Origin of the sequence: Gangjinia marincola (assembly GCF_039523415.1) — a bacterium.
GTDB lineage: Bacteria > Bacteroidota > Bacteroidia > Flavobacteriales > Flavobacteriaceae > Gangjinia > Gangjinia marincola.
Map to the genome: position 1 here is coordinate 272,112 of NZ_BAAAFG010000002.1, position 26,859 is coordinate 298,970.

General features: G+C 38.1%; 25 protein-coding genes and 1 tRNA gene. 13 read left to right on the forward strand and 13 right to left on the reverse strand.

Annotated features, from left to right (window positions below; genetic code table 11):
• The first annotated feature begins 11 nt into the window (after nt 1–11).
• From ABD000_RS02795 to ABD000_RS02820, 6 genes are all read left to right on the forward strand, one after another.
• A complete protein-coding gene (locus ABD000_RS02795) occupies nt 12–989 on the forward strand; it encodes a M23 family metallopeptidase (RefSeq protein ID WP_343763541.1) in 978 nt (325 codons plus the stop codon).
• On the forward strand, nt 989–1,318 hold the full coding sequence (locus ABD000_RS02800) for a MerR family transcriptional regulator (RefSeq protein WP_343763542.1): 330 nt from the start codon (nt 989–991) through the stop codon (nt 1,316–1,318). The genes ABD000_RS02795 and ABD000_RS02800 overlap by 1 nt, the downstream gene beginning before the upstream one ends.
• A 19-nt stretch (nt 1,319–1,337) precedes the next feature.
• Complete coding sequence (locus tag ABD000_RS02805; protein WP_343763544.1) at nt 1,338–1,940, forward strand: LemA family protein; 603 nt, start codon at nt 1,338–1,340, stop codon at nt 1,938–1,940.
• Complete coding sequence (locus ABD000_RS02810; RefSeq protein WP_343763546.1) at nt 1,940–2,380, forward strand: TPM domain-containing protein; 441 nt, start codon at nt 1,940–1,942, stop codon at nt 2,378–2,380. The genes ABD000_RS02805 and ABD000_RS02810 overlap by 1 nt, the downstream gene beginning before the upstream one ends.
• Nucleotides 2,381–3,193 (forward strand): TPM domain-containing protein, encoded by an 813-nt coding sequence (locus ABD000_RS02815; RefSeq protein ID WP_343763548.1) that lies wholly within the window; start codon nt 2,381–2,383, stop codon nt 3,191–3,193. It begins immediately after the preceding gene.
• Between the two features lie 167 nt (nt 3,194–3,360).
• The gene (locus tag ABD000_RS02820; protein ID WP_343763550.1) at nt 3,361–3,708 is read left to right on the forward strand and encodes a hypothetical protein; all 348 of its coding nucleotides are present in this window, start codon (nt 3,361–3,363) and stop codon (nt 3,706–3,708) included.
• A gap of 262 nt (nt 3,709–3,970) precedes the next feature.
• Here the strand turns inward: ABD000_RS02820 and der are convergent, their stop codons facing one another.
• Nucleotides 3,971–5,275, reverse strand: a complete 1,305-nt coding sequence (gene der / locus ABD000_RS02825; protein ID WP_343764022.1) for a ribosome biogenesis GTPase Der — start codon at nt 5,273–5,275, stop codon at nt 3,971–3,973.
• A gap of 113 nt (nt 5,276–5,388) precedes the next feature.
• On the reverse strand, nt 5,389–6,273 hold the full coding sequence (gene era / locus ABD000_RS02830) for a GTPase Era (protein ID WP_343763553.1): 885 nt from the start codon (nt 6,271–6,273) through the stop codon (nt 5,389–5,391).
• A 100-nt stretch (nt 6,274–6,373) separates the two neighbouring features.
• Between era and ABD000_RS02835 the strand changes: the two genes are divergently transcribed.
• From ABD000_RS02835 to ABD000_RS02855, 5 genes are all read left to right on the forward strand, one after another.
• Complete coding sequence (locus ABD000_RS02835) at nt 6,374–6,664, forward strand: Bor family protein (protein ID WP_343763555.1); 291 nt, start codon at nt 6,374–6,376, stop codon at nt 6,662–6,664.
• Nucleotides 6,665–7,308: 644 nt separating this feature from the next.
• Complete coding sequence (locus ABD000_RS02840) at nt 7,309–7,908, forward strand: ThuA domain-containing protein (RefSeq protein WP_343763557.1); 600 nt, start codon at nt 7,309–7,311, stop codon at nt 7,906–7,908.
• Entirely contained in the window at nt 7,902–8,072 is a 171-nt protein-coding gene (locus ABD000_RS02845; RefSeq protein ID WP_343763559.1) for a ThuA domain-containing protein, read from the forward strand. Before ABD000_RS02840 ends, ABD000_RS02845 begins: the two co-directional genes overlap by 7 nt.
• 51 nt (nt 8,073–8,123) lie before the next feature.
• Nucleotides 8,124–8,312 (forward strand): hypothetical protein, encoded by a 189-nt coding sequence (locus tag ABD000_RS02850; protein ID WP_343763562.1) that lies wholly within the window; start codon nt 8,124–8,126, stop codon nt 8,310–8,312.
• Between the two features lie 320 nt (nt 8,313–8,632).
• Nucleotides 8,633–9,850: a mechanosensitive ion channel family protein gene (locus ABD000_RS02855; protein ID WP_343763564.1), complete on the forward strand. Its 1,218-nt coding sequence runs from the start codon at nt 8,633–8,635 to the stop codon at nt 9,848–9,850.
• Here the strand turns inward: ABD000_RS02855 and ABD000_RS02860 are convergent.
• The 3 genes from ABD000_RS02860 to ABD000_RS02870 all read right to left on the reverse strand — a co-directional run bounded on the left by ABD000_RS02860 (nt 9,847) and on the right by ABD000_RS02870 (nt 13,301).
• Nucleotides 9,847–10,374, reverse strand: coding sequence for a hypothetical protein (locus ABD000_RS02860; protein ID WP_343763566.1), 528 nt, complete (start codon nt 10,372–10,374; stop codon nt 9,847–9,849). The genes ABD000_RS02855 and ABD000_RS02860 overlap by 4 nt on opposite strands.
• 77 nt (nt 10,375–10,451) lie before the next feature.
• A complete protein-coding gene (katG, locus tag ABD000_RS02865; protein ID WP_343763568.1) occupies nt 10,452–12,689 on the reverse strand; it encodes a catalase/peroxidase HPI in 2,238 nt (745 codons plus the stop codon).
• Nucleotides 12,690–13,228: 539 nt separating this feature from the next.
• Nucleotides 13,229–13,301 (reverse strand) — tRNA-Met (locus ABD000_RS02870).
• A 114-nt stretch (nt 13,302–13,415) separates the two neighbouring features.
• Between ABD000_RS02870 and ABD000_RS02875 the strand changes: the two genes are divergently transcribed.
• Nucleotides 13,416–14,957, forward strand: a complete 1,542-nt coding sequence (locus ABD000_RS02875; protein ID WP_343763570.1) for a DUF748 domain-containing protein — start codon at nt 13,416–13,418, stop codon at nt 14,955–14,957.
• 19 nt (nt 14,958–14,976) lie between these two features.
• Here ABD000_RS02875 and ABD000_RS02880 read toward each other — a convergent pair whose 3' ends face one another.
• From ABD000_RS02880 to ABD000_RS02900, 5 genes are all read right to left on the reverse strand, one after another.
• A complete protein-coding gene (locus tag ABD000_RS02880) occupies nt 14,977–15,159 on the reverse strand; it encodes a CPXCG motif-containing cysteine-rich protein (RefSeq protein WP_343763572.1) in 183 nt (60 codons plus the stop codon).
• A 2-nt stretch (nt 15,160–15,161) separates the two neighbouring features.
• On the reverse strand, nt 15,162–16,508 hold the full coding sequence (locus tag ABD000_RS02885; RefSeq protein WP_343763574.1) for a TolC family protein: 1,347 nt from the start codon (nt 16,506–16,508) through the stop codon (nt 15,162–15,164).
• Complete coding sequence (locus ABD000_RS02890) at nt 16,492–19,701, reverse strand: efflux RND transporter permease subunit (RefSeq protein WP_343763578.1); 3,210 nt, start codon at nt 19,699–19,701, stop codon at nt 16,492–16,494. The genes ABD000_RS02885 and ABD000_RS02890 overlap by 17 nt, the downstream gene beginning before the upstream one ends.
• Nucleotides 19,701–20,867, reverse strand: a complete 1,167-nt coding sequence (locus ABD000_RS02895; RefSeq protein ID WP_343763581.1) for an efflux RND transporter periplasmic adaptor subunit — start codon at nt 20,865–20,867, stop codon at nt 19,701–19,703. The genes ABD000_RS02890 and ABD000_RS02895 overlap by 1 nt, the downstream gene beginning before the upstream one ends.
• 82 nt (nt 20,868–20,949) lie before the next feature.
• Complete coding sequence (locus tag ABD000_RS02900) at nt 20,950–22,860, reverse strand: ABC-F family ATP-binding cassette domain-containing protein (RefSeq protein WP_343763583.1); 1,911 nt, start codon at nt 22,858–22,860, stop codon at nt 20,950–20,952.
• 41 nt (nt 22,861–22,901) lie between these two features.
• On the opposite strand from ABD000_RS02900, the gene ABD000_RS02905 reads away from it, so the two are divergent.
• Nucleotides 22,902–23,291 (forward strand): DUF983 domain-containing protein, encoded by a 390-nt coding sequence (locus ABD000_RS02905; protein ID WP_343763585.1) that lies wholly within the window; start codon nt 22,902–22,904, stop codon nt 23,289–23,291.
• Here the strand turns inward: ABD000_RS02905 and ABD000_RS02910 are convergent.
• The 3 genes from ABD000_RS02910 to porM are packed head-to-tail and all read right to left on the reverse strand — an operon-like array spanning nt 23,288 to nt 26,859.
• Entirely contained in the window at nt 23,288–24,328 is a 1,041-nt protein-coding gene (locus tag ABD000_RS02910; protein ID WP_343763587.1) for an NAD(P)/FAD-dependent oxidoreductase, read from the reverse strand. The two genes, ABD000_RS02905 and ABD000_RS02910, sit on opposite strands and share 4 nt — an antisense overlap.
• A gap of 58 nt (nt 24,329–24,386) precedes the next feature.
• Nucleotides 24,387–25,283: a type IX secretion system ring subunit PorN/GldN gene (porN, locus tag ABD000_RS02915; protein ID WP_343763589.1), complete on the reverse strand. Its 897-nt coding sequence runs from the start codon at nt 25,281–25,283 to the stop codon at nt 24,387–24,389.
• A gap of 19 nt (nt 25,284–25,302) precedes the next feature.
• Nucleotides 25,303–26,859, reverse strand: coding sequence for a type IX secretion system motor protein PorM/GldM (porM, locus tag ABD000_RS02920; protein WP_343763591.1), 1,557 nt, complete (start codon nt 26,857–26,859; stop codon nt 25,303–25,305).

Here is a 26,859-nt window from a genome sequence, read left to right on the forward strand (position 1 = left end):
TAATTTAACTTATGTCGAAGGTTAAATATTACTACGATAGTGAGACGCTCACCTATCGAAAAATACAACATAGCAAAGGAAAAAAAATAGGCGTTGCGTTTGTATCTATCGCAGCCGTTTTCTTAGCAGCTTTTCTTCTATTGGTCATATATCTTAATTTACCCCAAATTCAAACTCCTAAAGAAAAAGAATTGAGAAGAGAACTCAATAATCTCTCGCTTCAATACGAGTTATTGGGTAAAAAAATGGATGAAGCAGAATTAGTCCTTAATAACCTGGAGGATCGAGACAATAATATTTATCGGGTATACTTTGAAGCAAATCCTATTTCTCAGGAGGAGCGAACCTCTGGTTTTGGTGGTATTAATCGGTACAGAGATTTAGAAGGTTTTGATAATTCAAAAATGATTATTGAGTCTTCTAAACGCATGGATAGACTGGTCAAGCAAATTTATGTCCAATCCAAATCACTTGATGAAATCGCGCAGCTTGCCAGCGAAAAAGAGGACTTACTTGAAGCTATTCCTGCGATACAACCTGTTCAAAACAAAGATCTAAGTAGAATGGCGTCAGGATATGGAATGCGCATGCACCCTATTCTAAAATATCGTAGAATGCACAACGGGATGGATTTTACTGCTCCTACGGGTACACCTATTTACGCTACGGGTAATGGTGTTGTAAAACGAAATACCGCTAACAGCGGTGGTTATGGTAATCTTATTGTGATAGACCACGGTTTTGGATACGAAACATTTTATGCGCATTTGAGTAAATCTTCTGTCAAAAACGGGCAAAAAATTACACGTGGAGAAATCATAGGATATATAGGTAACACAGGATTATCAGCGGGGCCTCACCTTCATTATGAAGTACATAAAAACGGTGTTCCTATCAACCCTGTTAATTTTTATCACGGTGATCTTACGGCGCAAGAGTACGATATCATGCTGACCAAATCAACTCAAGAAAATCAATCTCTGGATTAATGAATGTTAACTTGCCAAAGAAATTATATTATGGAATTGGCGAAGTCGCTAAAGCTTTTGACGTAAATACTTCATTAATTAGGTTTTGGGAAAAAGAATTTGATGTCATTCAGCCTAAAAAGAATGCCAAAGGGAATCGCAAATTCACGCCAGAGGATATCAAAAATCTTGAATTGATCTATCACCTGGTAAAAGAACGAGGATTTACCCTTGACGGTGCTAAAACGCACTTAAAAGAAAATAAGAAGAAAACCCTTACCAACTTCGAACTTATCCATAAATTAGAGGGTATAAAAAGTGAACTACTTTCACTTAAAGAAAACTTATAACCAATCAATACCTAGAATTATGAAAAAATGGCTCATCCCATTATTAATCATTGGCGTAATCGCTTTTGCCATATACAATTGGGCAGTAGGATTTAATAATCAAGCTGTGGTCTATGAAGAAGACGCAAAAACCGCTTGGTCTAATGTTGAAAGTTCATATCAACGCCGTAATGACCTTATCGGAAACTTAGTAAAAACAGTACAAGGAGCGGCAGATTTTGAACGTGGCACCTTAAAAGACGTGATTGAAGCGCGCTCTAAAGCTACCCAGGTAAATATTGATGCCAATAACCTCACACCTGAGGCAATTGCTAATTTTCAACAAGCTCAAAGTGGCTTATCCGGTGCGTTATCAAGATTATTAGTTACTGTAGAGCGCTATCCCGATCTTAAAGCGAATCAAAATTTCTTGAACTTACAGTCACAGTTAGAAGGAACTGAAAACCGTATTAACGTAGCTAGAGACCGCTACAATGAACAAGTGAGCCAATACGAAAAATACACCAATAAATTCCCTAATTCTGTTCTGGCGGGTTGGTTTGGTTTTGATGAAATGGCCAGATATTCTGCTGATCCAGGAAGTGAGAATGCGGTTGATGTAGACTTTGACTTTGAATCCTAATGGCAGACCTTGAAGCGTTTTTAACCCAAGCCGAAGAGCAAGAAATTATTGAGGCAATAAGGCTGGCTGAAAAAAATACTTCAGGTGAAATACGTGTTCACTTAGAACACTCTCACAAAACAACACCTCTTGAGCGACGTGCTTTAGAGGTTTTTCATTTGCTTAAAATGGATAATACTGCCCTCAAAAATGGCGTGCTCATCTACGTAGCTGTGGATGATCGTGATTTTATTATTTATGGTGATAAGGGCATACACGCTAAAGTGGGACAGGGCTTTTGGGACTCTACGCGCGATACCATTCAAGACCACTTTAAAAAGGGAAAATTCAAACAAGGTCTGGTCGCAGGTGTTTTAGAGGCTGGCAAGGCATTAAGTATCTACTTCCCCTGGCAACAGGGTGATATCAATGAACTACCAGATGAAATCTCAAAAGGATAAATGAAGGTATTGCAACATTTTTTGATATATCTACTAGTGCTTACGGGAGTGTGTTCTTCCCTCATGGCGCAGCGTGATATCCCGCCTAAACCATCTAAACAAACCAGCGTTTATGACGATGCTAATTTATTATCTGGGGTAGAGAAAAGTCAGCTGGAGCAAAAGCTCATACGCTATGCAGATACGACTTCGACTCAAATCGTAGTGGCAACCATCAATTCATTAGACGGCGAGTATATTGGGACGTATGCCGCACACTGGGCTGCTATATGGGGCATTGGTCAGGCAAAAGAAGATAATGGGCTACTTATCTTAGTGGCGAAAAATGATCGAAAAATCTGGATCACCACAGGGTATGGTCTAGAGGAATATATGACCGATTTACGATCTAAAGAAATCATCGACCAAATTATCACTCCGCAGTTTAAGCAAGGCAACTTTTACGCTGGATTGGATCAAGGAACCACTGCAATTATGCAAACACTTAGCGGTACCTTTAAAGGAGTACCCGTCAAGCGGAATGCTTCTGGCGATGGATTTCCATTTCAGATCGTGTTATTCATCATCTTTATAATTGTCCTTTTTGCACTAAGTAAAAATCGAAGAGGCGGAGGACGCAACGGCGGTCGCCGAAGTACTACCGCAACAAATATCCTAGAAGCCATTATCCTGAGCAATATGGGTCGGGGCGGATTTGGAGGCGGAAGTAGCTGGGGTGGATCATCAGGCGGCGGAAGCTTTGGAGGCGGTGGATTTGGAGGAGGCTTCGGTGGGGGCGGATTTGGAGGTGGTGGTGCCGGCGGGAGTTGGTGACCAGAGAACCGCATTTACAGTCGTAAATGTGTATGAATCGGTCATGCCGCCTAAAGGCGGTATCTTATTATCGAAATCAGATTTAATTATTTTAATGATATTTTGAATTTTAGCACATAGCTATCAGTCTACATTAGTTAGTAAGCAATTCATCCTACAAGACATAAATGAAACCCTACACTTTTTTATTAAGAGATAAGCCAAAATTAGCATTTAACATTGGCTCAAACGAATTTGAGGTTATTGACTTGGCTGATCAAAAAAATAGTGGCCAATATTTGTTTTCTCATCTCAAAAATGTAGTTTATAAAAAAGAAAGTACCGTCTATCTGGTTTCAGCCTTAAGTTATATTTTTGATTTTTTATCCGGCACGGGCGCAAGTGGTACATTTAAAGATAAAGCTAGATTGGAAATAGCTTTAAAAAACAAAACGCTTCATATTTGGTTAATCGATGCAGATAAAAGCAAAGCCCAAACCTTATGTCAAATGTTAAATAACAGAAAGCAAATGTAGTCGCTTAAAATATTCTTCCGCGTGAGCGGAAAATGGAAATCGTCTTCTAATAAAATAAAATCACGTCTTATGGTGAAAGATTCCTTTGTTTCAAACGGAATCAAAAAAAAAGAAAAAAGAGCTTCTACCGGCGTCTCCTTTTGATCCTAGAGTGTTGAACTTATAACTCAGGCTAACCATTGCATATTGGTACATTACTGTACTGAGGTAGTCTTGTATAATAGTATTATCGATATTACTAAGTAGTTGTCAAAAGCGGACTTTACTTTTTACGCATATATACCGATATCGGTACCCCTGTAAAGTCAAATTCTTCCCGAAGCTTATTTTCTAAAAATCGCTTATAAGGATCTTTTACGTACTGCGGAAGATTACAAAAGAACGCAAACTGAGGTTGCGGAGTGGGCAGCTGAGTAATGAATTTTATCTTAACGTACTTTGCTTTATAAGCTGGTGGTGGATAACGGTCTATGATTGGCAGTAACACCTCATTAAGTTCACTGGTCTTGATGCGTTTACTTCTGTTTTGATAAACCTCAACCGCTGTTTCAATCGCTTTGTAAATACGTTGTTTATTCAGCACCGAAATAAAGATAATCGGCACATCTGTAAAAGGTTCCATCTGCCTGCGAATAGTTTCTTCGTATTCCTTCATGGTTTGGGTTTCTTTTTCTACCAGATCCCATTTGTTGACTAAAATCACGATCCCTTTTCGGTTACGTTCTGCCAGCCAAAAGATATTTTGAACTTGACCATCAAAGCCCCGTGTGGCATCCAACATTACGATACACACATCACAATGTTCAATAGCCCGAACACTTCGCATCACCGAATAGAATTCAATGTCTTCTTTGACTTTAGTTTTTCTGCGTATTCCTGCGGTATCAACTAAATTGAATTCAAAACCAAAACGGTTATAGCGCGTATCAATGGAATCTCGTGTAGTCCCGGCAACATCAGTCACAATGTATCTATCTTTCCCAATAAGCGCATTGATGAAAGAAGATTTACCGGCATTTGGACGACCGACTACCGCAAAACGGGGGAGTTCATCTTCTTCTTTTTCCTCCTCATTTGGTAATTTTTCCACTAGCGCATCCAAGAGCTCTCCTGTTCCGCTGCCGTTTATACTAGAAAGGGTATAGTATTCTCCAAGACCTAGTGCATAAAATTCTGTGGCATCTGCCACTCTTGTAGCGCTATCTACTTTATTCACCACCAAAAATACAGGTTTATCTGATCGTCGTAGGAGGTTGGCCACATCTTCATCCATGCCCGTAATTCCTGACTCTACATCGACCATAAAAAGGATTACATCTGATTCTTCAATAGCAAGCACAACCTGTTTGTCAATTTCGTCTTGAAAGACATCATCGCTCCCTTTAACATACCCCCCGGTATCAATCACCGTAAATTCTTTACCATTCCAATCTGTTTTACCATAGTGACGATCGCGCGTAACTCCGCTGGTGGCATCTACAATAGCTTCTCTACGCTGGATTAATCGGTTAAAAAGAGTGGATTTCCCTACATTCGGGCGTCCAACAATAGCAACAATACTCATAATAAAAAAATTGAGTACAAAGGTAGCGTTTATCTAAGAGCAAAGACCGCTTCGCTTTTAGAATTTAGAGATTAGACGCCTATAGAACGAAATCTAAATTAAAGCTATGATTTCTATCATTTTTGATTGTACCCAAACCGTTTAAGTTGACGCAGATTAGAACGCCAGTTTTTATTGACTTTGACTACAGTTTCCAGATGGATTTGTTTGCCAAAAAACTTTTCGAGGTCTTTTCTGGCTTCAATGCCTACACGTTTTAAGGCAGCTCCTTTATGACCAATAATGATCCCCTTTTGAGATTCGCGTTCTACCATAATGATACTCCTAATGCGAATGATTTGTTCTTCTTCAAAGAATTCTTCGGTATCTACCTCAACTGAATAGGGGATTTCTTTTTTGTAATACAATAAGATTTTTTCTCTAATAATCTCATTCACAAAAAACCGTTCGGGTTTATCGGTTAGTGTATCTTTAGGATAAAATGGTGGAGACACTGGTAAAAGTTCCAAAATACGATCAAATACTTCGCGAACACCAAAATTCTCTAGTGCAGAAATCGGGATAATTTCGGCAGTCGGTAGTTTTTCTTTCCAATGTGCCATGTGCTCTTCCACTTGTTGCTGATTGGCTTTATCAATCTTATTAAGCAAGAGCAGCACAGGGATTTCGGCATGTTTAATCCGTTTAAAAAAAGCCTCGTCTTTTAATTCCTTTTCGCCTACCTCAACCAAATACAGTAATACATCTGCATCTTCAAAAGCAGACTTCACAAAGTCCATCATCGAAGAGTGAAGGTCATGCGCGGGTTTTATTATTCCTGGTGTATCGCTTAAAATCACTTGAAAATCTTCACCGTTTACGATTCCCAAAATACGATGCCGAGTGGTCTGTGCTTTAGAAGTAATAATTGATAATCGTTCACCAACAAAGGCATTCATCAACGTGCTTTTACCTACATTGGGATTACCAATAATATTTACAAAACCTGCTTTATGTGTCATAAATCAAAGGTACGCATCGAAAAATAAAAAGACCGTTCACTATATTAATTTAGCTTTCTTTAACATATATTTGACTATTATAAATCATAATTTAATCAACATGAACAAATTGAAAAATTTTACTTTAGTTATTGCAATGGCAGCTCTTTTGGTGTCTTGTTTTTCTCAAATGCACATTGTAGGACAAGGTGCTCAAGGTAGTAATGAAGTTACTAAATGGAACCATTACGTAATTGCTGGATTAGCGCCCGTAGGTGTTAGTGACCCAGCTGCTATGGCAAATGGTGCAAAAGACTACACTGTTCACACGCGTCATAGTTTCATTAATGGTTTAGTTGCTGCTATTACTTTCAATATCTATACGCCAACGACAACTACTGTAAAGTACTAATGAGAGTCTTAAAACAAATACTTTTTTTATTTCTTTTGATTTTAATCATTAGAGCTTCGTATTATGTAATCAACTTATTTTTGTTAAAGGTTGATAATCTAAATGAGTACGGAGCAGGATTTTTAGCAGGAAATATTGCAATGCTTCTGTTGCTCTGCCTGCTAGCATTTCTTTTAGGAAAGAATATTTGGTTTAAAAGAAAGTCTTAGACAAAAACATCCGCTGATCGGCGGATGTTTTTATTTATACTGTACCATATAACAATTCATTGATTGCCGCGGTATTAATTCTGCTGAGTTTAAAGCTTCTTCCCGGTTATCTCATATATCGTCTCCAGGACGTTCTCAACTTACATTTTTAGTTTGGACACATATACTTCTAAGTATTATATCTAGATTTCATATTTATCGATACCCTTGATGTGGCCTTTCCCTATTTCTCCTTGCTCTTCATTTTCGGCTTGACCTATAGTGCAGATAATATCACCTCAAAAGCGACAAATATGCACTTGCAGCGCCTAATTCAGCCTATGGGATTTAAATCCCATATGAAGCAGTAAATACCATCGATTTAATTGGTTTTTTAAGAATATTTAGCGTTAATAGTATTATCCTAGAACAGCGGGTAATCTTGAATCAGGAACTGTGAATAGTGTTCAGGCCACAGCCAATACTTCCATAGGAAATCCACCTAGTGATATCAATCAGGATTGGTTGGCACTACTTTTACCTACACAAGCGAATGATGATCTATCTATTTTGATTTATCACGAAACCAATGGATTTAGACATAGTTCTATAAACGTTGGAATAGATATGATTAATGAATTTGGAGATGATCTGGGGTGGACCGTATCTGATAGCCAAAATAGTAGTGTATTTAATTCGGTCAATCTAAAAAATACAGATGTAGTAGTCTGGTTAAATACTTCAGGAAATGATTTACGTACCGGCGCAGAGCAGGATGCATTTGAAAACTTTATCCAAAATGGAGGTGGCTTTGTAGGCGTTCATCCTATAACAGATACTTACCGTGATACTAGTTGTCCTTCGTATAATAATTTGGTGGGAGAAATTGCACAAACTTCTACCAATCATACCTCAAATAATTTTAATGCTACAATGACTGTATTGACCTCACGTCATACGGTAGATCATTTAGTAGATACTTGGAATGAAATGAAGAGTATTATTACTGGGAACTCAATCGAGGATATTTATTTGATGGTAACATTAATTTGCTAGAAGTTGAATCAACCGGCGATAACAGTCAAGATGCCCCACGACCTATCACATGGTATAAAGAGTATGATGGCGGTAGATCTTTCTATACCGCTTTAGGTCATAATAGTGTGGATTATCAAAGTGACATCAATAATAGGACTATGATGCTTGAGGCTATTCTATAGGCAGCTGGAGACAATACACTTGGAGTAAAAACCAGTAATATTGATGCCCAGATGGCATTGAACATATTTCCAAACCCAGCTATTGAAACCTTTCCTATTCACGAAAGTGAACTCATGATGGGCCAAGAATATGTGATAGAACTAATTACTGTTCAAGGTTCACCAATATTAAAACTTTTGCAAGTACTACAGAAAACATTATTGATGTTAGTCAACTTAAGCCCGGTGTGTATGCTGTAATTCTTATCGGAAGTAATCATGGGGTAAAAAAGCAGTTACTCATTGTGAAATAAATCTTTAAATTAATATTTATTAAAATGCTTCAGCTCAACCTGAAGCGTTTTTTTGTACTGATACTCAGCATTATCAAATACTTCATCTTTTTCTAAACCCATTTTTTAATTAGATGCATATCAAATACTAGTCTATAGACTAAAAGTAGGTTATCGTATGAAAAAATATGAATAAAGCGTAGAACTACTATAATCCATATATAACGCTAAAATGATACTGTTATATAAATACTAACATTTAGTACATTTACCACTAAATGATCACACATGAATGAATTAGTCAAAGAAATCTTGTTGTTCATTCTTGCATTGGGTGGAATAATTCTTTTCTTTTTTCTGCTTAATAAAGGATATAAACTAACACTAAAGAAAATTGACCATCTTGAGAAAAATCTATTCTTTAAGAAGACTAAGTTTTCTTCTTTTTTTAAATATATCACTCCAAGACGAGAACGAGACATACTGGTCTTCCTAGCAAAACTCTTGAGGATTGCCATAATCATTGTATTCTTAATTTTTTACACTCCTATATTATTTAGGATTTTTCCTCAAACAAGATCAATATCAGATACTGTACTAGGACATTTGAAAAAGCCTGTTCTTTTTTTATGGGATGGAATAATTGGTTTTATCCCAAATCTATTTTTTATTCTGGTCATTTTTTTTGTGACGAAATACCTATTGCGCTTTATAAAATACCTGGCGAATGAGTTGGAACGCGAAGCCGTTCGCATTGATGGATTTCACGCCGACTGGGCGAAACCTACCTACAATCTGGCAAAAGTCGTTATAATCGCTTTTGCACTAGTAATTGTTTTTCCCTATATCCCTGGATCTGACTCTAAAGCATTCACTGGAGTATCTATCTTTTTTGGGGTGCTTTTTTCACTGGGGTCAACCTCAGCCATATCAAATATTGTAGCGGGAATTGTCATTACGTACATGCGACCATTTAAATTAGGAGATCGTGTTCAGATAGGAGAAACCATAGGTGACGTGACCGATAAGAGTTTACTGGTGACCAGGGTACGAACCATTAAAAATCTGGATATTACTATACCTAACTCTGCGATTTTGAATAATCACATTGTAAATTTTTCAAAAAATGCTGCGGAAGATATCGGAATCATTTTACATACCAGTGTAACCATAGGATATGATGTACCCAGCAACGAAGTGATTAAGGCTTTAGTGGAAGGTGCTACTCGCACGGAAGCTATTTTAGAAAACCCCAAACCTTTTGTATTGATTAAAAGTCTGGACGATTTTTACGTTAATTATGAAATCAATGCTTACACCAAGTCCCCTGAAAAAGCTGCGCTGATCTACTCTAACCTACACGATTCGATCAAAGATGCAATGCATGATGCGGGAATAGAAATTTTATCTCCTCACTACAGTGCAATACGAGATGGGAATTCATTAACAGTTCCCCTCAAAAATATCCCGGAAGGATATGAAAAGCCTGGGTTCAAGGTGAACTAAAGTGTTTTGTGATTTACATTAGGATATTCCACTTGAAATGTATCGTCATAAAGAGATTTGTATTTGATTTCAATATGAATATGTTTTAATTCTTTGAGGAAAGCTTCTATCTGATTCTTATTTGAAATATATAATACTACAAAAGTCTTATTATGAGGAACAACTTGATCTCCGAACAAATCCATATAATCCTCATATGCCAGCGAATCTGCAAGGCCTGCCTCTTTAGCGATATTTTTGCTCAATGAAGCAAAATTTACAAAGGAGGAATCCTTATGAATGATCTTATAATCTTCAATGATTGCTGGTCCAAGTCCAAGATTGCTTAAGGTTAGCCGATAATGACTCTCATTAGTTCCTGTTCTCCAAGTATGTAGTAAGGAAATACGAGGCCAAACTGAGGCGTGCTGTTCTTTTTTCAAAATGATCGTTTGGTACACGGTAGTTACTAAAGCACAAACGCTAATGACAATTGCTGCAATCGCCACAACTTTATCGGTTGACAGTCGTATTTTCTTGGGCATATCCTAAGGGCTATTAGTACAGCTAGAAATGAAAGACACTTTGAAGATTTAAATCTTGGAAGGTTTTTAGTTCGTATTTATTTCAAATCAAATCTATCCAAATTCATCACTTTATCCCAAGCTGCGACAAAATCATGCACAAATTTTTCTTGTGCATCATTGCTTCCGTACACTTCCGCAACAGCTCTAAGTTCTGTGTTCGAACCAAAAATTAAATCTGCACGTGTCCCTATAAATTTCACTTCACCGGTTTTTCTGTCACTTCCTTCAAACACACGCTCTGAAGCAGAGTTAGCCTTCCACGTATACGAAAAATCTAATAAATTAGTGAAGAAATCATTGGTTAAGGCTCCAATACGGTCTGTAAATACACCATAGTGAGAACCATCGTAGTTCGCTCCCAGAACACGTAATCCACCCACCAATACAGTCATCTCTGGAATAGACAGTGTTAGTAATTGCGCCCGATCAACTAGAAAATCTTCATCTGCTGCTTTTTGATCTTTCTGAATATAGTTTCTAAAACCGTCTGCCTTAGGCTCTAAATATCCGAATGAATCCACATCTGTCTTTTCTTGAGTAGCATCTGTTCTACCTGGAGTAAATGGAACAGAAACATTATAACCTGCATTTTTAGCAGCTTGCTCTACTCCTGAACAACCGGCAAGAACAATTAAATCGGCCATCGAGACTTTTTTGCTTCCAGATTGTTGATCGTTAAATTCCTTTTGAATATCCTTCAGAACTCCAAGTACTCTATGCAGTTGATTTGGATTATTCACTTCCCAGCTGTTTTGAGGTGCCAATCGTATTCTAGCTCCATTTGCTCCACCTCGCTTATCTGAATCTCTGTAAGTAGATGCCGAGGCCCAGGCTGTGCTTACCAATTCTGAAACAGACAAATCTGAATCTAATACTGCTTTTTTAAGAGCTGCTATATCCTGTTCATTTACTAATTCGTGATCAACAGCAGGAACAGGATCTTGCCATAACATTTGTTCCTTGGGAACCTCTGGACCTAAGTAGCGATCAATAGGTCCCATATCCCGATGGGTCAACTTATACCAAGCTTTAGCAAATGCTTCTTCAAAGGCTTTATGATCTTTATGGAAGCGTTTAGATATTTCAAGATAATCAGGATCGACCTTAAGTGCAATATCTGCGGTGGTCATCATTAATGGTTGGGATTTAGACTTATCACCCGCCCGCGGTGCCATTTTAGCATTAGATTCCTTAGTTGGGGTCCACTGATGTGCCCCTGCCGGACTCTTAGTTAGTTCCCATTCATGATTTAGCAGCATATCAAAATAATCGTGATCCCATTGGGTTGGGTTAGGTGTCCAGGCACCTTCTAAACCACTGGTTATAACATCTTCTAATACTCCTGATTTGTAGGAATTTTTCCATCCAGTACTCATTTCTTCTATGGATGCACCATGTGGTTCTGTCCCTACGTATTTAATTGGATCTGCCGCACCATGCGCTTTTCCGAATGTGTGTCCGCCGGCTACAAGCGCAACTGTTTCTTCATCATTCATCGCCATACGACCAAAGGTTTCTCTCACATTAGCAGCAGAACCCATAGGATCAGGGTTACCGTTAGGACCTTCAGGATTGACATAAATCCAACCCATCATTACTGCACCAAGTGGTTCCTCTAGTTTACCATCGGCATAACGCGCATCATTTGCTCCCCACTCCGTTTCTGATCCCCAATAAATATCCTGCTCTGGTTCCCAAACATCTTCACGGCCTCCTGCAAAACCCATTGTTTCAAAGCCCATGGATTCTAAGGCACAGTTTCCTGCTAAAATCATTAAGTCTGCCCATGATATCTTTCTACCGTACTTCTTTTTAATCGGCCAGAGCAATAGGCGGGCTTTATCTAAGTTTCCATTATCGGGCCAACTGTTTAAAGGAGCAAAACGTTGTGTACCAGAGTTTGCTCCGCCACGACCATCACCAATACGATACGTCCCGGCACTATGCCAAGCCATACGAATCATAAATCCGCCGTAGTGTCCATAATCTGCCGGCCACCAGTCTTGAGAATCGGTCATCAGATCCAGCACTTCTTGTTTAAGTTTTGGAAAATCAAGACTATTAAAGGCTTCTTTATAATTAAAATCTTCTCCCATGGGATTAGATTTTGGAGAGTGTTGCCTAAGAATATTTAAGCGTAATTCATTTGGCCACCAATCACGCACAGTGGTTCCTCCACCAGCTGTTGTAGTTTGAGGTCCGCCCATAAATGGGCATTTTGCAATTGGACTGGGATCGTTTACTGCAAAAGTTTCGGTATTCTCATTTGCCATGGTATATGATTTTATTGGATTAGTTTCAAAATAGGTTTACTAATGTACATAGATTAAAAGAAGATTGAAAAAGGGTGCCATCAATTTTTCTTATAGAACCAAAATTTTTCAGACAAGACAAAATAATTGATGGTGTTCTCTTATTAAAGATATTTTGAATTATTGTGTAGCCGATTGAGATACCGATTTGTGTTTAAATACAATTTTAAAAAGGAAAGCTAACTCGTAATTGTTTTTAAGCTGTATCACTAAAACAGAAAATCGAAACAATGATTGTTAAGGTTCAATGTAGCGTATGAATCTACCCCGAATCCGTCGAGAGAACCAGCGTCTGCCAGGCGGCGGATATGAGCCCAACTTCAATAAAAATAAAAGAAAGCAAAAACCGCAAGGGTTTGTTGAGCTTTCAATTAGTAGCGAGGATCTGCCCCGAATCTGTCGGGAGAACCAGCGTCCGCCATCCCGCGGATATGGATCCAATCTAAATGAAAATAAATGTAAACAAAAAACCGCAACGGTTTGTTGCGGTTTTGATTTAGTAGCGAGGACTGGACTCGAACCAGCGACCTTCGGGTTATGAGCCCGACGAGCTACCTACTGCTCTACCTCGCGCTATTGAAGCACAAAGATACATTATTTTTCTATTCAGTAAAACCTTAACCACGCAGATTTAACACTAAATCATAAAAATAAAGTGCAGCGTGCTGATTTCTATATTTTTATATCATGATAAAAAATGTAAGCCGAACCTGGAAAATTATTTTAGCTGTTCTTGCTGTATTAGTGCTGTTGTATGTAGTGGTTAAGTTGTATGTGCATCAAAAAATAGATTCTCTTTTGACCGACTCCGCTATATCATCCTATCAAATTGCCTACAGTGATATTTCTACTTCATTGTTTGCCGGAAACTTAGCGCTTAGAGATGTCACAATAACCGGAAAAAAGGATAGGACATCAAATCATTCATTTACGGCTGATCAGATAGAGATAAATGGAGTACAAATTTTAAAAGCTTTGACGGGCACTTCACTCTCTATGGAGGAAGTGGTTGTTCATGGTTTTGATCTCAACTATTCAATGTTACGACCAAAAAGCAATGACAGCAATAATAAGCAATCTAAAAATTTTGATAGAAGTATTGCCATCAATCGCTTTTCAGTACGAAATGGTAATGTTACTATTGAAAGAGACTCGTTAGAAAGGCCTTGGATTAAGAGTTATATCAATGACTTGAACATTAAGAATATTAAGATCGATTCAACTAGTTTAAACGCAACACTGCCCTTTACGTATAATACACTTGATCTGGATATAGACAGTACATCTGTGACCATTAGTCCTTATGACCAACTGACTTTTAATGCACTGAAATTAAATGCTGACTCGATTACCCTAAATAATGCTGCATTTAAAACTATCGTTTCACCTCAAGAAATTTATGATAGGTTTGGAATGGAACGAGATATTTTTGATGTGGAATTCCCATCGATAGCAGTTAAAGAGTATGACCTTAAATTTAACGCTGAAATGCCGGAGTTTACTGCTACTGATATTATACTAAATAAGCCCATAATTAATGTGTATCGCAATAAATTGATAAAGGATAACCCAAAGAAAAGGGCAATGTACAGTGAGCTGCTTAGAAATCTTCCTATACATCTCAACATTGGCGACGTTACCCTTAAAGATGGGTATATAGCTTATGCTGAAAAAAGGATTGAGGCCAATGGTCCCGCCACCCTATTTTTAACTAATATGAATGCTACAATTGCAGGAGTTAATACTTTTCCTGCAGAAAAATCGCAAATAGATATTGATGCTACAACTTTACTGATGGGAAGTGGCGATGTTGATGCACAGTGGTCATTCGATATTTTTGATGAGCGGGATAATTTCACCTTTAGAGCAGATGTGAAGCATTTAAATTTAGAAAGTATTTCCCCTTTTATTCGTAACCTTTTTAACATAACTGCTAAAGGGAACATAAATCAATTATACTTTTCTATATACGGCGATCAAGATTCCTCAACTACCGACGTGAAAATTGACTATACGGGAATGGATATCCAAGTACTTGGATCAGACGGCGACGAAAATACCATCAAAACACTTTTAGGAAACTTACTTGTGGCTGGAGATACGACATCAAATTCTGGTAGTTTTGACAACGTGAAAGCCACCTCACAGCGGGATAAACAAAAATCCTTTTTTAACTATATCTGGATAAGTTTGAGAGCTGCTCTTAAAGAAAGTATGACGATATTCTAAGATTAACTTACAGTAGACATCACTGCTCTAAATTTTCTGCTTGAAAGGATATGAGTTCATGATCTTGGAAACCTACGGTAATGCTTATTGGGTTACAACACACTTCGCAGTCTTCTACATAGTTCTGAAGTCTTACTGATGTATCGAGCAGCATTGAAATCTCTTCCCAGCAGTAAGGACATTGAAAAGAATGTTCATACATGACTAAAACTTTGTATTTAGAATTTCTCCGGTAAGCTGCAGTAGTTGGAGTTCAGCCAGTTTAGCGTCATATTTGGCTGCATTGCGATTTGTCCTGGCATTGAGATAATTTATTTGTGCCTGTCGATACTCAATAGAAGTAGCCCTACCAAGCTTATACACTTCTTGAGTTCGTTCAAAATTATTTTTTGCAGTAGCTACATTTTTTTTTTGAATATCAAAAACGATCAGGCGGCTAAGGTAGTTTGCTTCTGCATTTTTAATGTCCCTTAGTACTTCTTGTTCCACCTGTTTTTTAGTGACTTCCTGATTTTGTAGTGTTATTTTCGCATTGCGTTCCCTATTTACAGTGGCTCCTCCATCAAAAATATTCCAAGTTAAATTGATACCGGCAGAGAGCGTTTCATTTTCGTTGATGTTTGGTGGCTGACCAAAAAGTGGATTGGGAGGATTTCTATTTTGATTCCAACCGTATGAGCCTGATAAATCGATGCGTGGGAAATAACCCGATCTACTTATTTTGAGATCATATTCATTTATTTTGATGTTTTGTTCACTCTGCATGTAGCGCACATTTTTTTGTAGTGGAGCTACTAAATATGCATCAATAACCAATTTTGATGTAAAGTTTACCAAGGTATCTACTTCAAACTCTTCCATCAAATCTCTTGACAAGACCAGATTCAAATCTCTCTTAGCGTTACCTAATGATTGGATTGCATTGAGAAGGTTAATGCTGTCATTTGCTACGTCTACTTGGGCATTTAGTACTTCCAGTTTATTTGCCTGACCGTACTCAAATCTGTATTGAGCTCTGGTGATACGATCTCTTGAGGTGTTTAGTGTCTCTTTAAAAACCTCAACATTTTCTGTTAAACGTGCAACATCATAGTATACACTAAAGAGTTGTAAACCAGTAACCTCTGCTGTTTCTCTAGCCTGTAATTCACTTAATGCATAAAGCTCTTGTAAGCGCTTAAAGTTATACAACCTCCCTAGTCCATCAAATAACAAGTAGCTAGCATTAATCGATGCGTTATACGATTGAGTTTCGGCATTCTCTAGTGTAAAATCATCACGTTCAGAATCTGGCGGAAAATCGACATCTGTAGTTCGTTTCTCATAACCTGCGCTTCCTAAGCCGGTCAAGTTGGGTAAGTACCCCGAGTTTAAAATTCCGGCGTTGTTTTCGGCGATTTCTGTATTGTTTTCTGCAATTTCGATGCTAAAATTATTTTTCAGCATTAATCTAAACGCCTCTTCTTTTGTAAGTATTTCGGCTTGACCGAAACTCACTAAACAACTTAAGAGTATACCTATAAAAAGGATATGATTAGTCTGCCGTTTCATTAAGATCGTTTTGTTCTTTAATCGCCCGTTCAACTTTTCGGTTTTTCACATTGTCTCCTTTGAGCAACCAGATCGCTCCTACTTTAGCTCTATTGCTAAAGGATAGAAATAGTGGAAGTAACAGTAATGTTAATACTGTTGCAAATCCAATTCCATAGGAAATAGAAATTGCCATAGGTTTTAAAAATTGGGCTTGTCGGCTCTTTTCAAAAATCAATGGTGCCAATCCTGCAATCGTAGTAATCGAGGTTAAAAATATTGCTCTAAACCTAGATTTACCGGCAGCGTACAGCGCTTCGTCAAAGTCCATTCCTTCTTGTAAATACTTATTGAATTTACCGATCAAGACCAATCCATCATTCACCATAATACCGATCAATGCGATGATCCCTAACATGGACAGCACATTGATAGGAAAGCCATGAAACAGATGCCCCCAACCCACTGCGATTAAACTGAACGGAATTAATAATAATAACATTAGCGGCTGGCTGTAGCTTCTAAAGGTAAATGCAATCACGCAATAAATGAGAAAAAATACGATGGGGAATACGACCTTTGCAGAACTTGCAATCTTACCTGCTTCCCTATTTTGACCTTCATAAGATGCAGTGACGGTAGGATAGCGTGAGGTGATATCTGGCATTACCTCTTGCCTAATGTTGTCTAATATATCTGTCGCGCTTTGATCAGGATTTTTTAAATCTGCCGTAACTTGTATTTCACGTTGACCTTCCAGATGATTGATGGCAACTGTACCGCGTTCAATAGTATAGTCTGCAATATCTCTTAAGGGAACTCGGCTGCCTGACGGAGTCAAAATTCTCATATCATCCAAATCCCTGATAGATTCACGATTTTCACGATCATATCTCACCCAAACTCTAATTTCATCTTGCCCACGTTGAAAACGTTGTGCTTGCGCTCCAAAAAATCCTGCTCGCACCTGATTCATTATACTGCCTAAGTTCATCCCGAGGGAATAGGCATTTGGTTTGAGGGTTAGTCGTATTTCTTTTATTCCTACAGGATCATTATCTGCCACATCTTTGAGTACGCTGTTGGCCTCTAATACTTGCTTTAATTCTTGTTTTGCTTCTTTAAGTTCGTCGTAATTATTGCCCAACAATGAAACTGAAACAGGATTACCTCCAAAGTTTCCACCACTACCAAAAATGAGCCGTTCTGCTCCAATTACCTGTCCCACTTTTTCTCTTAAGTCATTAGCAACTATAGAAGATTGCACATTATCAGGTCGCTCCTCACCGGGTAATAAGTAAATACTCAACGTAGCATCACTAGCGCCATTAGTATTCTTAATGATATTTTCAACCAGCATTTTATCTTTATAGTCTTCGCCTGTTAAATATTCTTTTGACAGTTCTTTATTAACCTGCCAGGCCTTATCTTCAATCATAGAGATGATCGAATCTGTAATACGCACGTTGGTTCCTTTTGGCATACTTAGTTCTACCGAAACCCGATCACTAGCGATACTTGGAAAGAGCGTTACTCCTATAATTCCGCCACCTATTGAACCAATGGTAAGAATTATGGCTACCAGAAAAATAGAGAACGCAAGAATTTTATACTTGATGGTTTTTCTAAGTACTGGAGCATACGCATTATCGCGCAGCCATACCATTACTTTATCGCCATAGTCATTCACTACGCGCATTTTTCTAAATGCTTTAGCAATACCGGATTGAGGCACCTCATCTTTAGGCTGAAGGGCTTTACTATGTGCTAGATGCGCAGGTAATATAATTAGAGCTTCTACCAACGATACTATTAACGTTAATATCACAATCGTAGAGACTTCGCTGAAGAACTCCCCTATTCGACCGTCTAAGAACAGAAACGTAGAGAAGGCCAGAATAGTGGTGATAATCGCAGAGATAATTGGAGGTATAACCTCTATGGTACCATCTACCGCTGCCTGGATAGGACTTTTTCCTTTTTCATAGTGCTGGTAGATATTTTCTGCAATTACGATTCCATCATCAACCAAGATACCAATAACGATAATCATCCCGAACAGTGAGAGGACGTTAATGGTCACATCAAACTGCCCCGCAAAAGCAAACATCCCTAGAAATGCAATAGGTAGTCCAAAAGCTACCCAAAAGGCAAGCCTTATATTTAGAAAAACAGATAAAAAAAGCAACACCAGGATCATCCCAATAATCGCGTTTTCTGTCAACAAAGCCGTTCGTTGATTGAGCACAATGGATTGATCATTAATCACATTGAGTTGGACATTATTATTTTTTTGATTGAACGTTGCGATATACGTGTTGACCTTTTCTGCTGAAGAAATTAAATCCTCGTTATTTGTGCTGGTCACACTGATTTGAATAGATTGATCTTCGTTAAAATAAATAGCGTTAGGTGTTTCAGAAAAACGATCCCGAATAATTGCCACATCACTTAAGATAATTTTAGATCCATCTGGATTCGCGCGAACAACTAAATGACTTAGTTCATCACCGTAATACGACCTGTTTTTGGCACGAATTAAAAATTCTTCGTCATAGGTTTTGATGGTTCCACCGGTGACTAGAATATTTGTATTCGCAACAGCCGTAGCGACTTCTTCAAAACTCATGTCATATGCCAAAAGAGAATCTTCATTTAAAGCAATTTCAATTTCTTCTTGCGGAAAACCAGACAATGTGATTTGCGAAATACCTTCCATCCCTCTGAGGTCATTTTCAACATCACGGGCGATTTGCTTTAAGGTTTGTAGCGGAATTTTATCTCCACTAACCGAAAAACTGATGGTTTCTCGTGTCGGTTCTTGTTTTGCCACCACAAGAGGCTCCATTCCCGCCGGAAAACTGGGCACTCGATCCACAGCATTTTTAACCTCTAATAATTTAAGATCGGCGTCAATACCTTTAAGAAGTTCTACAGTAATGGTTCCGCTGTTTTCGCGGGATACAGAAGTCACCCGATCAACTCCTTCTAACCCTTTAAGGTTATCTTCTATTTTAAGCACGACACCCTCTTCAATTTCTTTAGGTGAAGCACCCGGATAGGTTACCGTAATCGTGATGATCTTTGAATCAACTAAGGGAAAAAAAGATGACTTTAGCGAAAGTGCACCTATTATACCTAAGACAAAAAATGCCAGTACAATTACATTAACCGCCACGTGATACTTAATGAAGTATGAAATGATACCTCTCATTATTTATCTGCTTCGGTTAAGGTCTTTGGTTCCTTTGAATCAGTCTTTTCGCTTTTCTTATCTTCAAATACTTTCACCAACATTCCTGCATAAGCACCGGGGACAGCCTTAGATAAGATAATTTCGCCATCTGGTACGTTCTTTAGCACAACAGATTGATCAGAATAGAACACCGGTTTTACATCAATCAATCCTAAAATTGAATCACGTAGAACAAAAATTTGATTGCCTTCTTGCATGAGATTGCGATCTATTTTAATGGCATTTTCTTCTTTTCGGGCATCAATATTTGCTTCTAAATAAAGTCCTTCCTTTAGCATTGGATCACTTACTTCTATGACTGTAAGTACTGTTTGAGAAGAAGGATCAACGCGTTTATTGATACGGGTTAGTTTACCGGAGTATTCTTTGGTCCCATTTAAATTTTTAAGGGATACCTTTTCTCCCTCTTTTAACAAGTCACTCACCGATTTACTTACCGATACCTGTAATTCATAGGTTGTTGTATTAATAAATTCTCCCAGTTTTTGACCTGGCCTCACCAATGTTCCTTCAGTCACTGTAGCATCAGTTAAAACACCGCTAAATGGAGCTCTGATGATGTATTTGCCTAGGCGGCGTTCTTGATTTTGTATATTATAGTAGGCAGAAACAATGTTCCTTCCGGTAATGAAATACTTTTCCTGATCTGTTTCAAAAGAAGGTAAAGTCGGAAAAGATTGTTCTATATCTAAGCTATTGAGATAAGACTGCCACTTTGGGTAGACTTCTGGATAATCCAACCGTAAATCTGGCATGATTGAAGTCAAGGTATTGTAAAATTCGCTTCTGGCAGATTGCACGGTTGAAGCAAACTCTGAAGGGTCAATCCTGATCAGTATTTGCCCTTTGCTATAGGTCTGCCCTGCTTTGAAAAGTCTTGATCCCTTTCTAAAAATCCCCTGAACTTCTGCATACAATTCTATACGCTCTTTTGCAGTAAGATTTCCGCTTGCCGGAATAACTATAGGGACCGTTTTATTTTGAACAGTATCTACAAAAATTGTTTTGACAGATTTTTGGGCTTTTGAAGCGGGCTTTTTCTTACTGGAGATAATTGCTCTAGCGGCAAAAACAGCGGCGACTACAAGGACAAGTCCTATTATTGATAAAATGATTTTGCGCATAAATGTGAATGACTATTTACCTGAAGTAAAAAGTAAAAGTATCACTAGTCGTTGCGCGCTCCCGTTAATGAAGTCATAAAAATTAACGTTCCATTTGCATCGCTAGCTCTTCCCACTGCCGCATCTTTTCTTCTAGCTGAGTCTTTTTGGCAGCGTAAGTTTTTAGGAAATCCTGATTATCTACAGCCAGCGAAGGATTATTGGCTAATTTTTCGTCTAATTCACCCAGATCTTTTTCAATAGAACTAATCTTTTGTTCTATGTTGCTCATCTTATTAGACAAAGCTTTTTGCCGCTTCTTATCTTTATGCGATAATGCAGGAGATTCCGTTTTATTGGCGTGAGACAGGTTCGGTTTTGTAGCCTTTTCAGCATCTCTTAAATGTTCAAGATTACGTTGCTCCAGATAGTAATCTATATCCCCCAGGTATTCCTTGATCTGGTGATCCTTGAATTCGTATACCTTATCGGTCAGTCCCTGTAAAAAATCCCTATCGTGAGAAACAACAATTAAGGTTCCTTCAAACTTTTTTAGTGCTGTTTTAAGCACTTCTTTAGAAGCAATGTCCAGGTGATTAGTCGGCTCATCCATCACTAATACATTGAATGGTTGAAGCATAAGCTTTGCAAGGGCTAAACGATTGCGTTCTCCCCCAGAAAGTACGCTTGTTTTCTTTTCAACTTCATCCCCCTGAAAAAGAAAGGCTCCTAAAATACTACGTACACTAGCGCGATTCTTTTCGTTTGCGGCATCAATCATAATTTCATGTACCGATTTTTTGGGATCCAAATAATCAGATTGATTTTGGGCAAAATATCCTACTTGCACGTTATGACCCAATTGAAGATGACCTTTAAAAGGGATTTCATTTACAATAATTTTTGCTAAGGTAGATTTACCCTGACCGTTTTGACCTACAAATGCGATCTTACTACTTCGCTCCACGAGAAGATCTACATCGCTGAGCACTTCTTTCTCGCCATATGATTTGGTAATGCTATCACCTTCAATCACGACTTTACCCGGATTAACAGATATGGGGAAAGAAAGGTTCATTACACTGGTATCTTGCTGATCAACCTCTATACGATCCATGCGATCCAATTTTTTTATGAGGGATTGTGCCATGGTGGCTTTAGAGGCTTTTGCTCTAAATTTTTCGATCAGTTTCTCTGTTCGTTCAATTTCTTTTTGTTGATTTTTTTGTGTCGCCAGTTGTTGTTCGATCAACTCATCGCGTAAACTCATGAATTTAGAGTAAGGTTTTTTGAAGTCGAATATGCTTCCGCCAGAGATTTCAATGGTTCGATTCGTAATATTATCTAAAAACATCTTATCGTGAGAAACAATAACCACGCAGCCAGTATAATCCCGAAGAAACTGTTCCAACCAAATGATAGATTCTATGTCCAAGTGATTAGTAGGTTCATCTAGCAGTAAGACATCATTATTTTGAAGCAGAAGTTTAGCTAATTCAATCCTCATACGCCAACCTCCAGAGAAGGTTTCAGTGCGTTTATCAAAATCTTCAGCCGTGAACCCTAAACCTTTTAGAATTTTTTCAGTATTTGCCTGATAATTGTATCCTCCAATGATTTCGTATTGATCTTGATAATCATTCAGATCTATCAGCAACTGGTTATATGAATCTGATTCATAATCTGTTCGCTCTGCAAGTTGAACATTTATCTCTTCCAGCGCAATTTCAATGTTTTTTATTTTCTTAAATGCCTGATAAGCTTCTTCAAGAACTGTTCTACCCTGTTCAAAATCTAAATCCTGTTTTAAAAAACCTATAGTGGTACCCTTGATCAACGCCATATCACCTTCATCTGACGGGATTTCTTGCGCAAGAATCTTTAGCATTGTGGATTTACCGGCTCCATTTTTCCCAATCAATCCTATGCGGTCGCCGGGACTTAGTTTAAATGTGATGCCTCTAAAAAGGTATTCTCCTTGAAAAGAAATGGAAAGATTATGAATATTAATCATTGCGTCAAAATATTGCTGCAAAGATGCTTAAATTTGCCCATATGAGCATACTTAAAGGTACTAAGATTTATAGTATCATCACTGGTACTTGCCCCGTTTGTCAAGAAGAGTCGATGTATAAATACGCTAATCCATATCACCTTTCTAAGGTGTATACTATGCACGATCGATGTTCAAATTGCGGGACGAAATATAAGATAGAGCCCTCTTTCTTTTACGGGGCAATGTACGTGAGCTATGGATTAGGAATTGCATTTTCTGTCGCTGCTTTTGTGATCTCCTTTTTAATTCTAGGTACGGACTTAATCACATCTTTTATCTGTATTGTTGTTACCCTCATTGTGTTCATGCCAATTATCATGCGATTATCCAGAAATATTTGGATCAACATTTTTTTGAGTTACAACAAAGAGAACGCCAAGGCTAATTAATTGAAACGATTCACATCAAGCTCTTTTGGGACAGTGTGACCGCATAACATATTATCTACTATGACTTTTGCCATACTGGGCCCCATAAGCACCCCTCGACTCCCAAAACCATTACAGCAATACAGGTTTTTGTATTGAGGATGCTGCCCTAACACAGGTTTTCGATCTGAAACTGTGGGTCTAATGCCGGCAACTTGATCCACGATGTCATATTCCCAAGTGATTAATGCATTAAGCTCTTTAATCAAATAGTTTTTGGCTTTCACCGAAGGAGTTTGCGTAAGATGATCACGCTCATATGTAGCTCCAACTTTGTAGAGGTCATTCCCTAGCGGAATAATAAAAATAGAAGATTTAACCGCTGCTGTTACATTGAGTTTTGAAGATCTAATAATGAGGTATTCCCCTTTATTCCCTTGAATTTTAATCCAATTAAAAAATGGATTTTTCAAGACCCCGAAGCCTTCACAAAAGATTATTTTTTTAGCCTTGACGTTTTTGTATTGAAGGTCATTTTCTGCGATATCCAACTTATCATAATCAAAGGTTTCTCTTAGGATTGAATCTAACGATTCTAAATGGCTTATGTAAGCATTTAGCAGAGCATTTGTATCCACTGTACCGGTTTGAGCTACTCTTCCTAAACCAAAGTCGGCATTCAATGCAGCGTTGTCGTTTGCTTGAATTTTAGGTGTAAGGAAAGATTCCAGTTCAGGCTTACGAATAGCCTTATTCCAATTATGCTGATCCTGTATACTTTCAAAACGTTTAAGAACAGGTATCATCTTTAGAAAGGGTTGTGAGAGTTTTTGTTGGAGTTTCAAATAAAAATCTAATGCAACAGGGAGTTGATCATCTGCTTTCCAAGCGAGTTTAAATCGTTTTAAAATTACCGGATTAAATAATCCCCCGGCGACACGTGATGATTGTTGAGAAGTGTCGGATATAACGACAACAGATTGGTTTTGTCGTTGTAATTGTTCTGCAACACATAGACCCGCCAATCCAAAACCTACAATAATAACATCCCTATTCATATATTAAAAATAAAAAACGCCCTAAAAGGGCGTTTCATATTAACTAAACTAATGCATTTTAATAATTCCAAAGATCAAGCTCAAAGTTTCGTATAGATTCTTTGATACGTTGGGATTCTAACAATTGCATCAATGCGTTATCTGCGATGTAATCTTGTACAGATCTGTTCCCTTGAATATTTGCCTCTCTTATGATGATCGCGTTGAATCTTCGGGAATTGAGTAAATGGTCGAAACTAATGGGCTGACTTGTATTTTTTCCATTATATACAGCAGAATTGTGTAGCACCTTTCTAGCTTCAGGATAAAACACCCAAAAAAGTGGAAAACCTTCACTATCATTACCCTGACTTTTAGAGTAAGCATCAATCATAACAGGAGCTATACCGATCAATCTGTATCTCAATTCACCCTGACGCTTATCAAAATACCAGGTTCCTCGTATTTGGTAGCTTTTTACATCAGCACCATCCACGGTCGTAACGTTTACAAATTGTTCATCTAACTGTTCCCCTTGATTGATTTGGGCAAAACCTTCTGCTAGAGTGTCCCTACGTATGAAAGAAGCCTCTAATTCATCAAGCGTTCGTGTTTCACTAAAATACTCATCAGCATAAACGTTCGCAATTTCACCACTCTTGATCGCATCAATTAGCGTGTAATACAACGACTTTCTATTCCCTAAACCATCTTCTTCAATAGGATAATATAGCGGCAAGTTCACACGCTCATCCAAATCAATAACTTCCCAAACGGATTTACCCCAAAGAATATCACGCTCATCAACGTATCCATACTCCAAAGGTTCCTCGGTTACCAGGTTCTCTTCGTCATCAGGGACCGTATTTAACTCCTCAACTGTTTTAGCGTTAAGCATATTCTCTTGCGCTGCAAGGTTATATATCCCTATGAGCGTCAACATCACAAAACAACTATAAAATTTAAACTTCATCATCATTGCTATCTTTAACTTATTAGTTGGTTAGTTCAACAAATACGGGTGAAACAGGAGGTAATCTATACGATGAGTTCCCAGCAATATTTGCCTTAATATCAAATATTTGGACACTTGAACCACGTTTAGCTCTGTTAATTGCAGATTTAGCCTGTCCATTCATACGCTGACCTCTAACCACTACAATAGGTTGTCCTTCAACTTTAACACTAAATCCAGAAACTGCCACATTCAATTCGAAATCAAAATCTGGAAGAGAAGCACCTACACTTGAAATAGCTAGGTTATTCTTTTGCATTTTGATCGCTTTTCCATTTCCATCCTGACCTCTCACTGTTCCTACCGGACGTGGAATTTCTTTAATTCTAAAGGTCTTACTGTCACTCATTGTTTCACCACCGGGAAGACTTCCGGTAACTTTTATGTTGATATCCTTTGCCTTTACATTGGTTACATTAGCCACATAATTAGCCCCAGAAACACGATTTAATCCAGGCGCAGTTGCGTTGACATTAGTAGCCCCCGGAACAGATATCGTCATTGGATTGGAGACCCCTCGATATAACACATTCATTTTATCAGCTGAAATAACTGCAGAGTTAGGCTTGGGAATAACAGCATAAGAACTTTCTACCGGAATACTCACAATAGAATCACCTTCTTTAAACTGAAGTTCACCGGTAATTTTTTGCTCTCCTATGTTCCCTGAAGGAAAATCTAGGACGACTTGACCAGATTCTGTAGATTCAATTTCCTTGCCATTGATAACTACCTTATCAAAACTCAATTTATCATCTACTCTACCTAATACAACTTTACCTTTAAAGTTTTCGCCATTAAAGAAAGCTGTTTTGTCTGCAACAACAATTGCCTTATAGTTTGACAATGATACTGCCGATTCAAGTTCCCCCTTTAAAAGTTCTGATAAAATCTGGCTCTCAACCGCTTTCGCGTCGGCCTGCATCTGAGTTAATTTTGTTACCGATGCGATTAGCGGAAATCCTTCAAAGTTATGTTTAAGCCATTCTACGGTTTGACCTTCTCTATTCTTAACTTTTTCAGTTGAAAATTCTGATTGAACTTCCTCTCTGATTGCCGGCATTTGACCCGCATTGGCTTTTCCTATGATTGAAAGTACATCGTTGCGATAATCATCAATAGCAGCTAAGAACTTTTTTCCAGTTGGATTTACTCTTCCACTTTGAAAAAACTTTTCGTCCAACGCGTTAGACTTATCCATCGTTTGGTAATCTGTTGGATCATCTGTCGTTGCTAAAATGTCTTTTTTGATTTGAGCTACATATTCTGTAAAGTCCTCTGTAGTCTTGTTTAAGCTATCTGCTTTTGCCAATAAAGGCTTATAGGTTGCAGGTTGTTCCTTAACTTTTGCCTCAAGGTTATCTATAAAAGAAGCGTTACGCTCTTCAGTAGCTTCGTTTGATTCTACCAGTTTTTCGTTCATATTACCAAAAGCGGCTAAAACCTCTTTTGACATATTTAGTGCAAGCATCGCAATGAAAACCAGATACATCAGGTTAATCATTTTCTGCCTTGGTGTTTGTTTACCTCCTGCCAT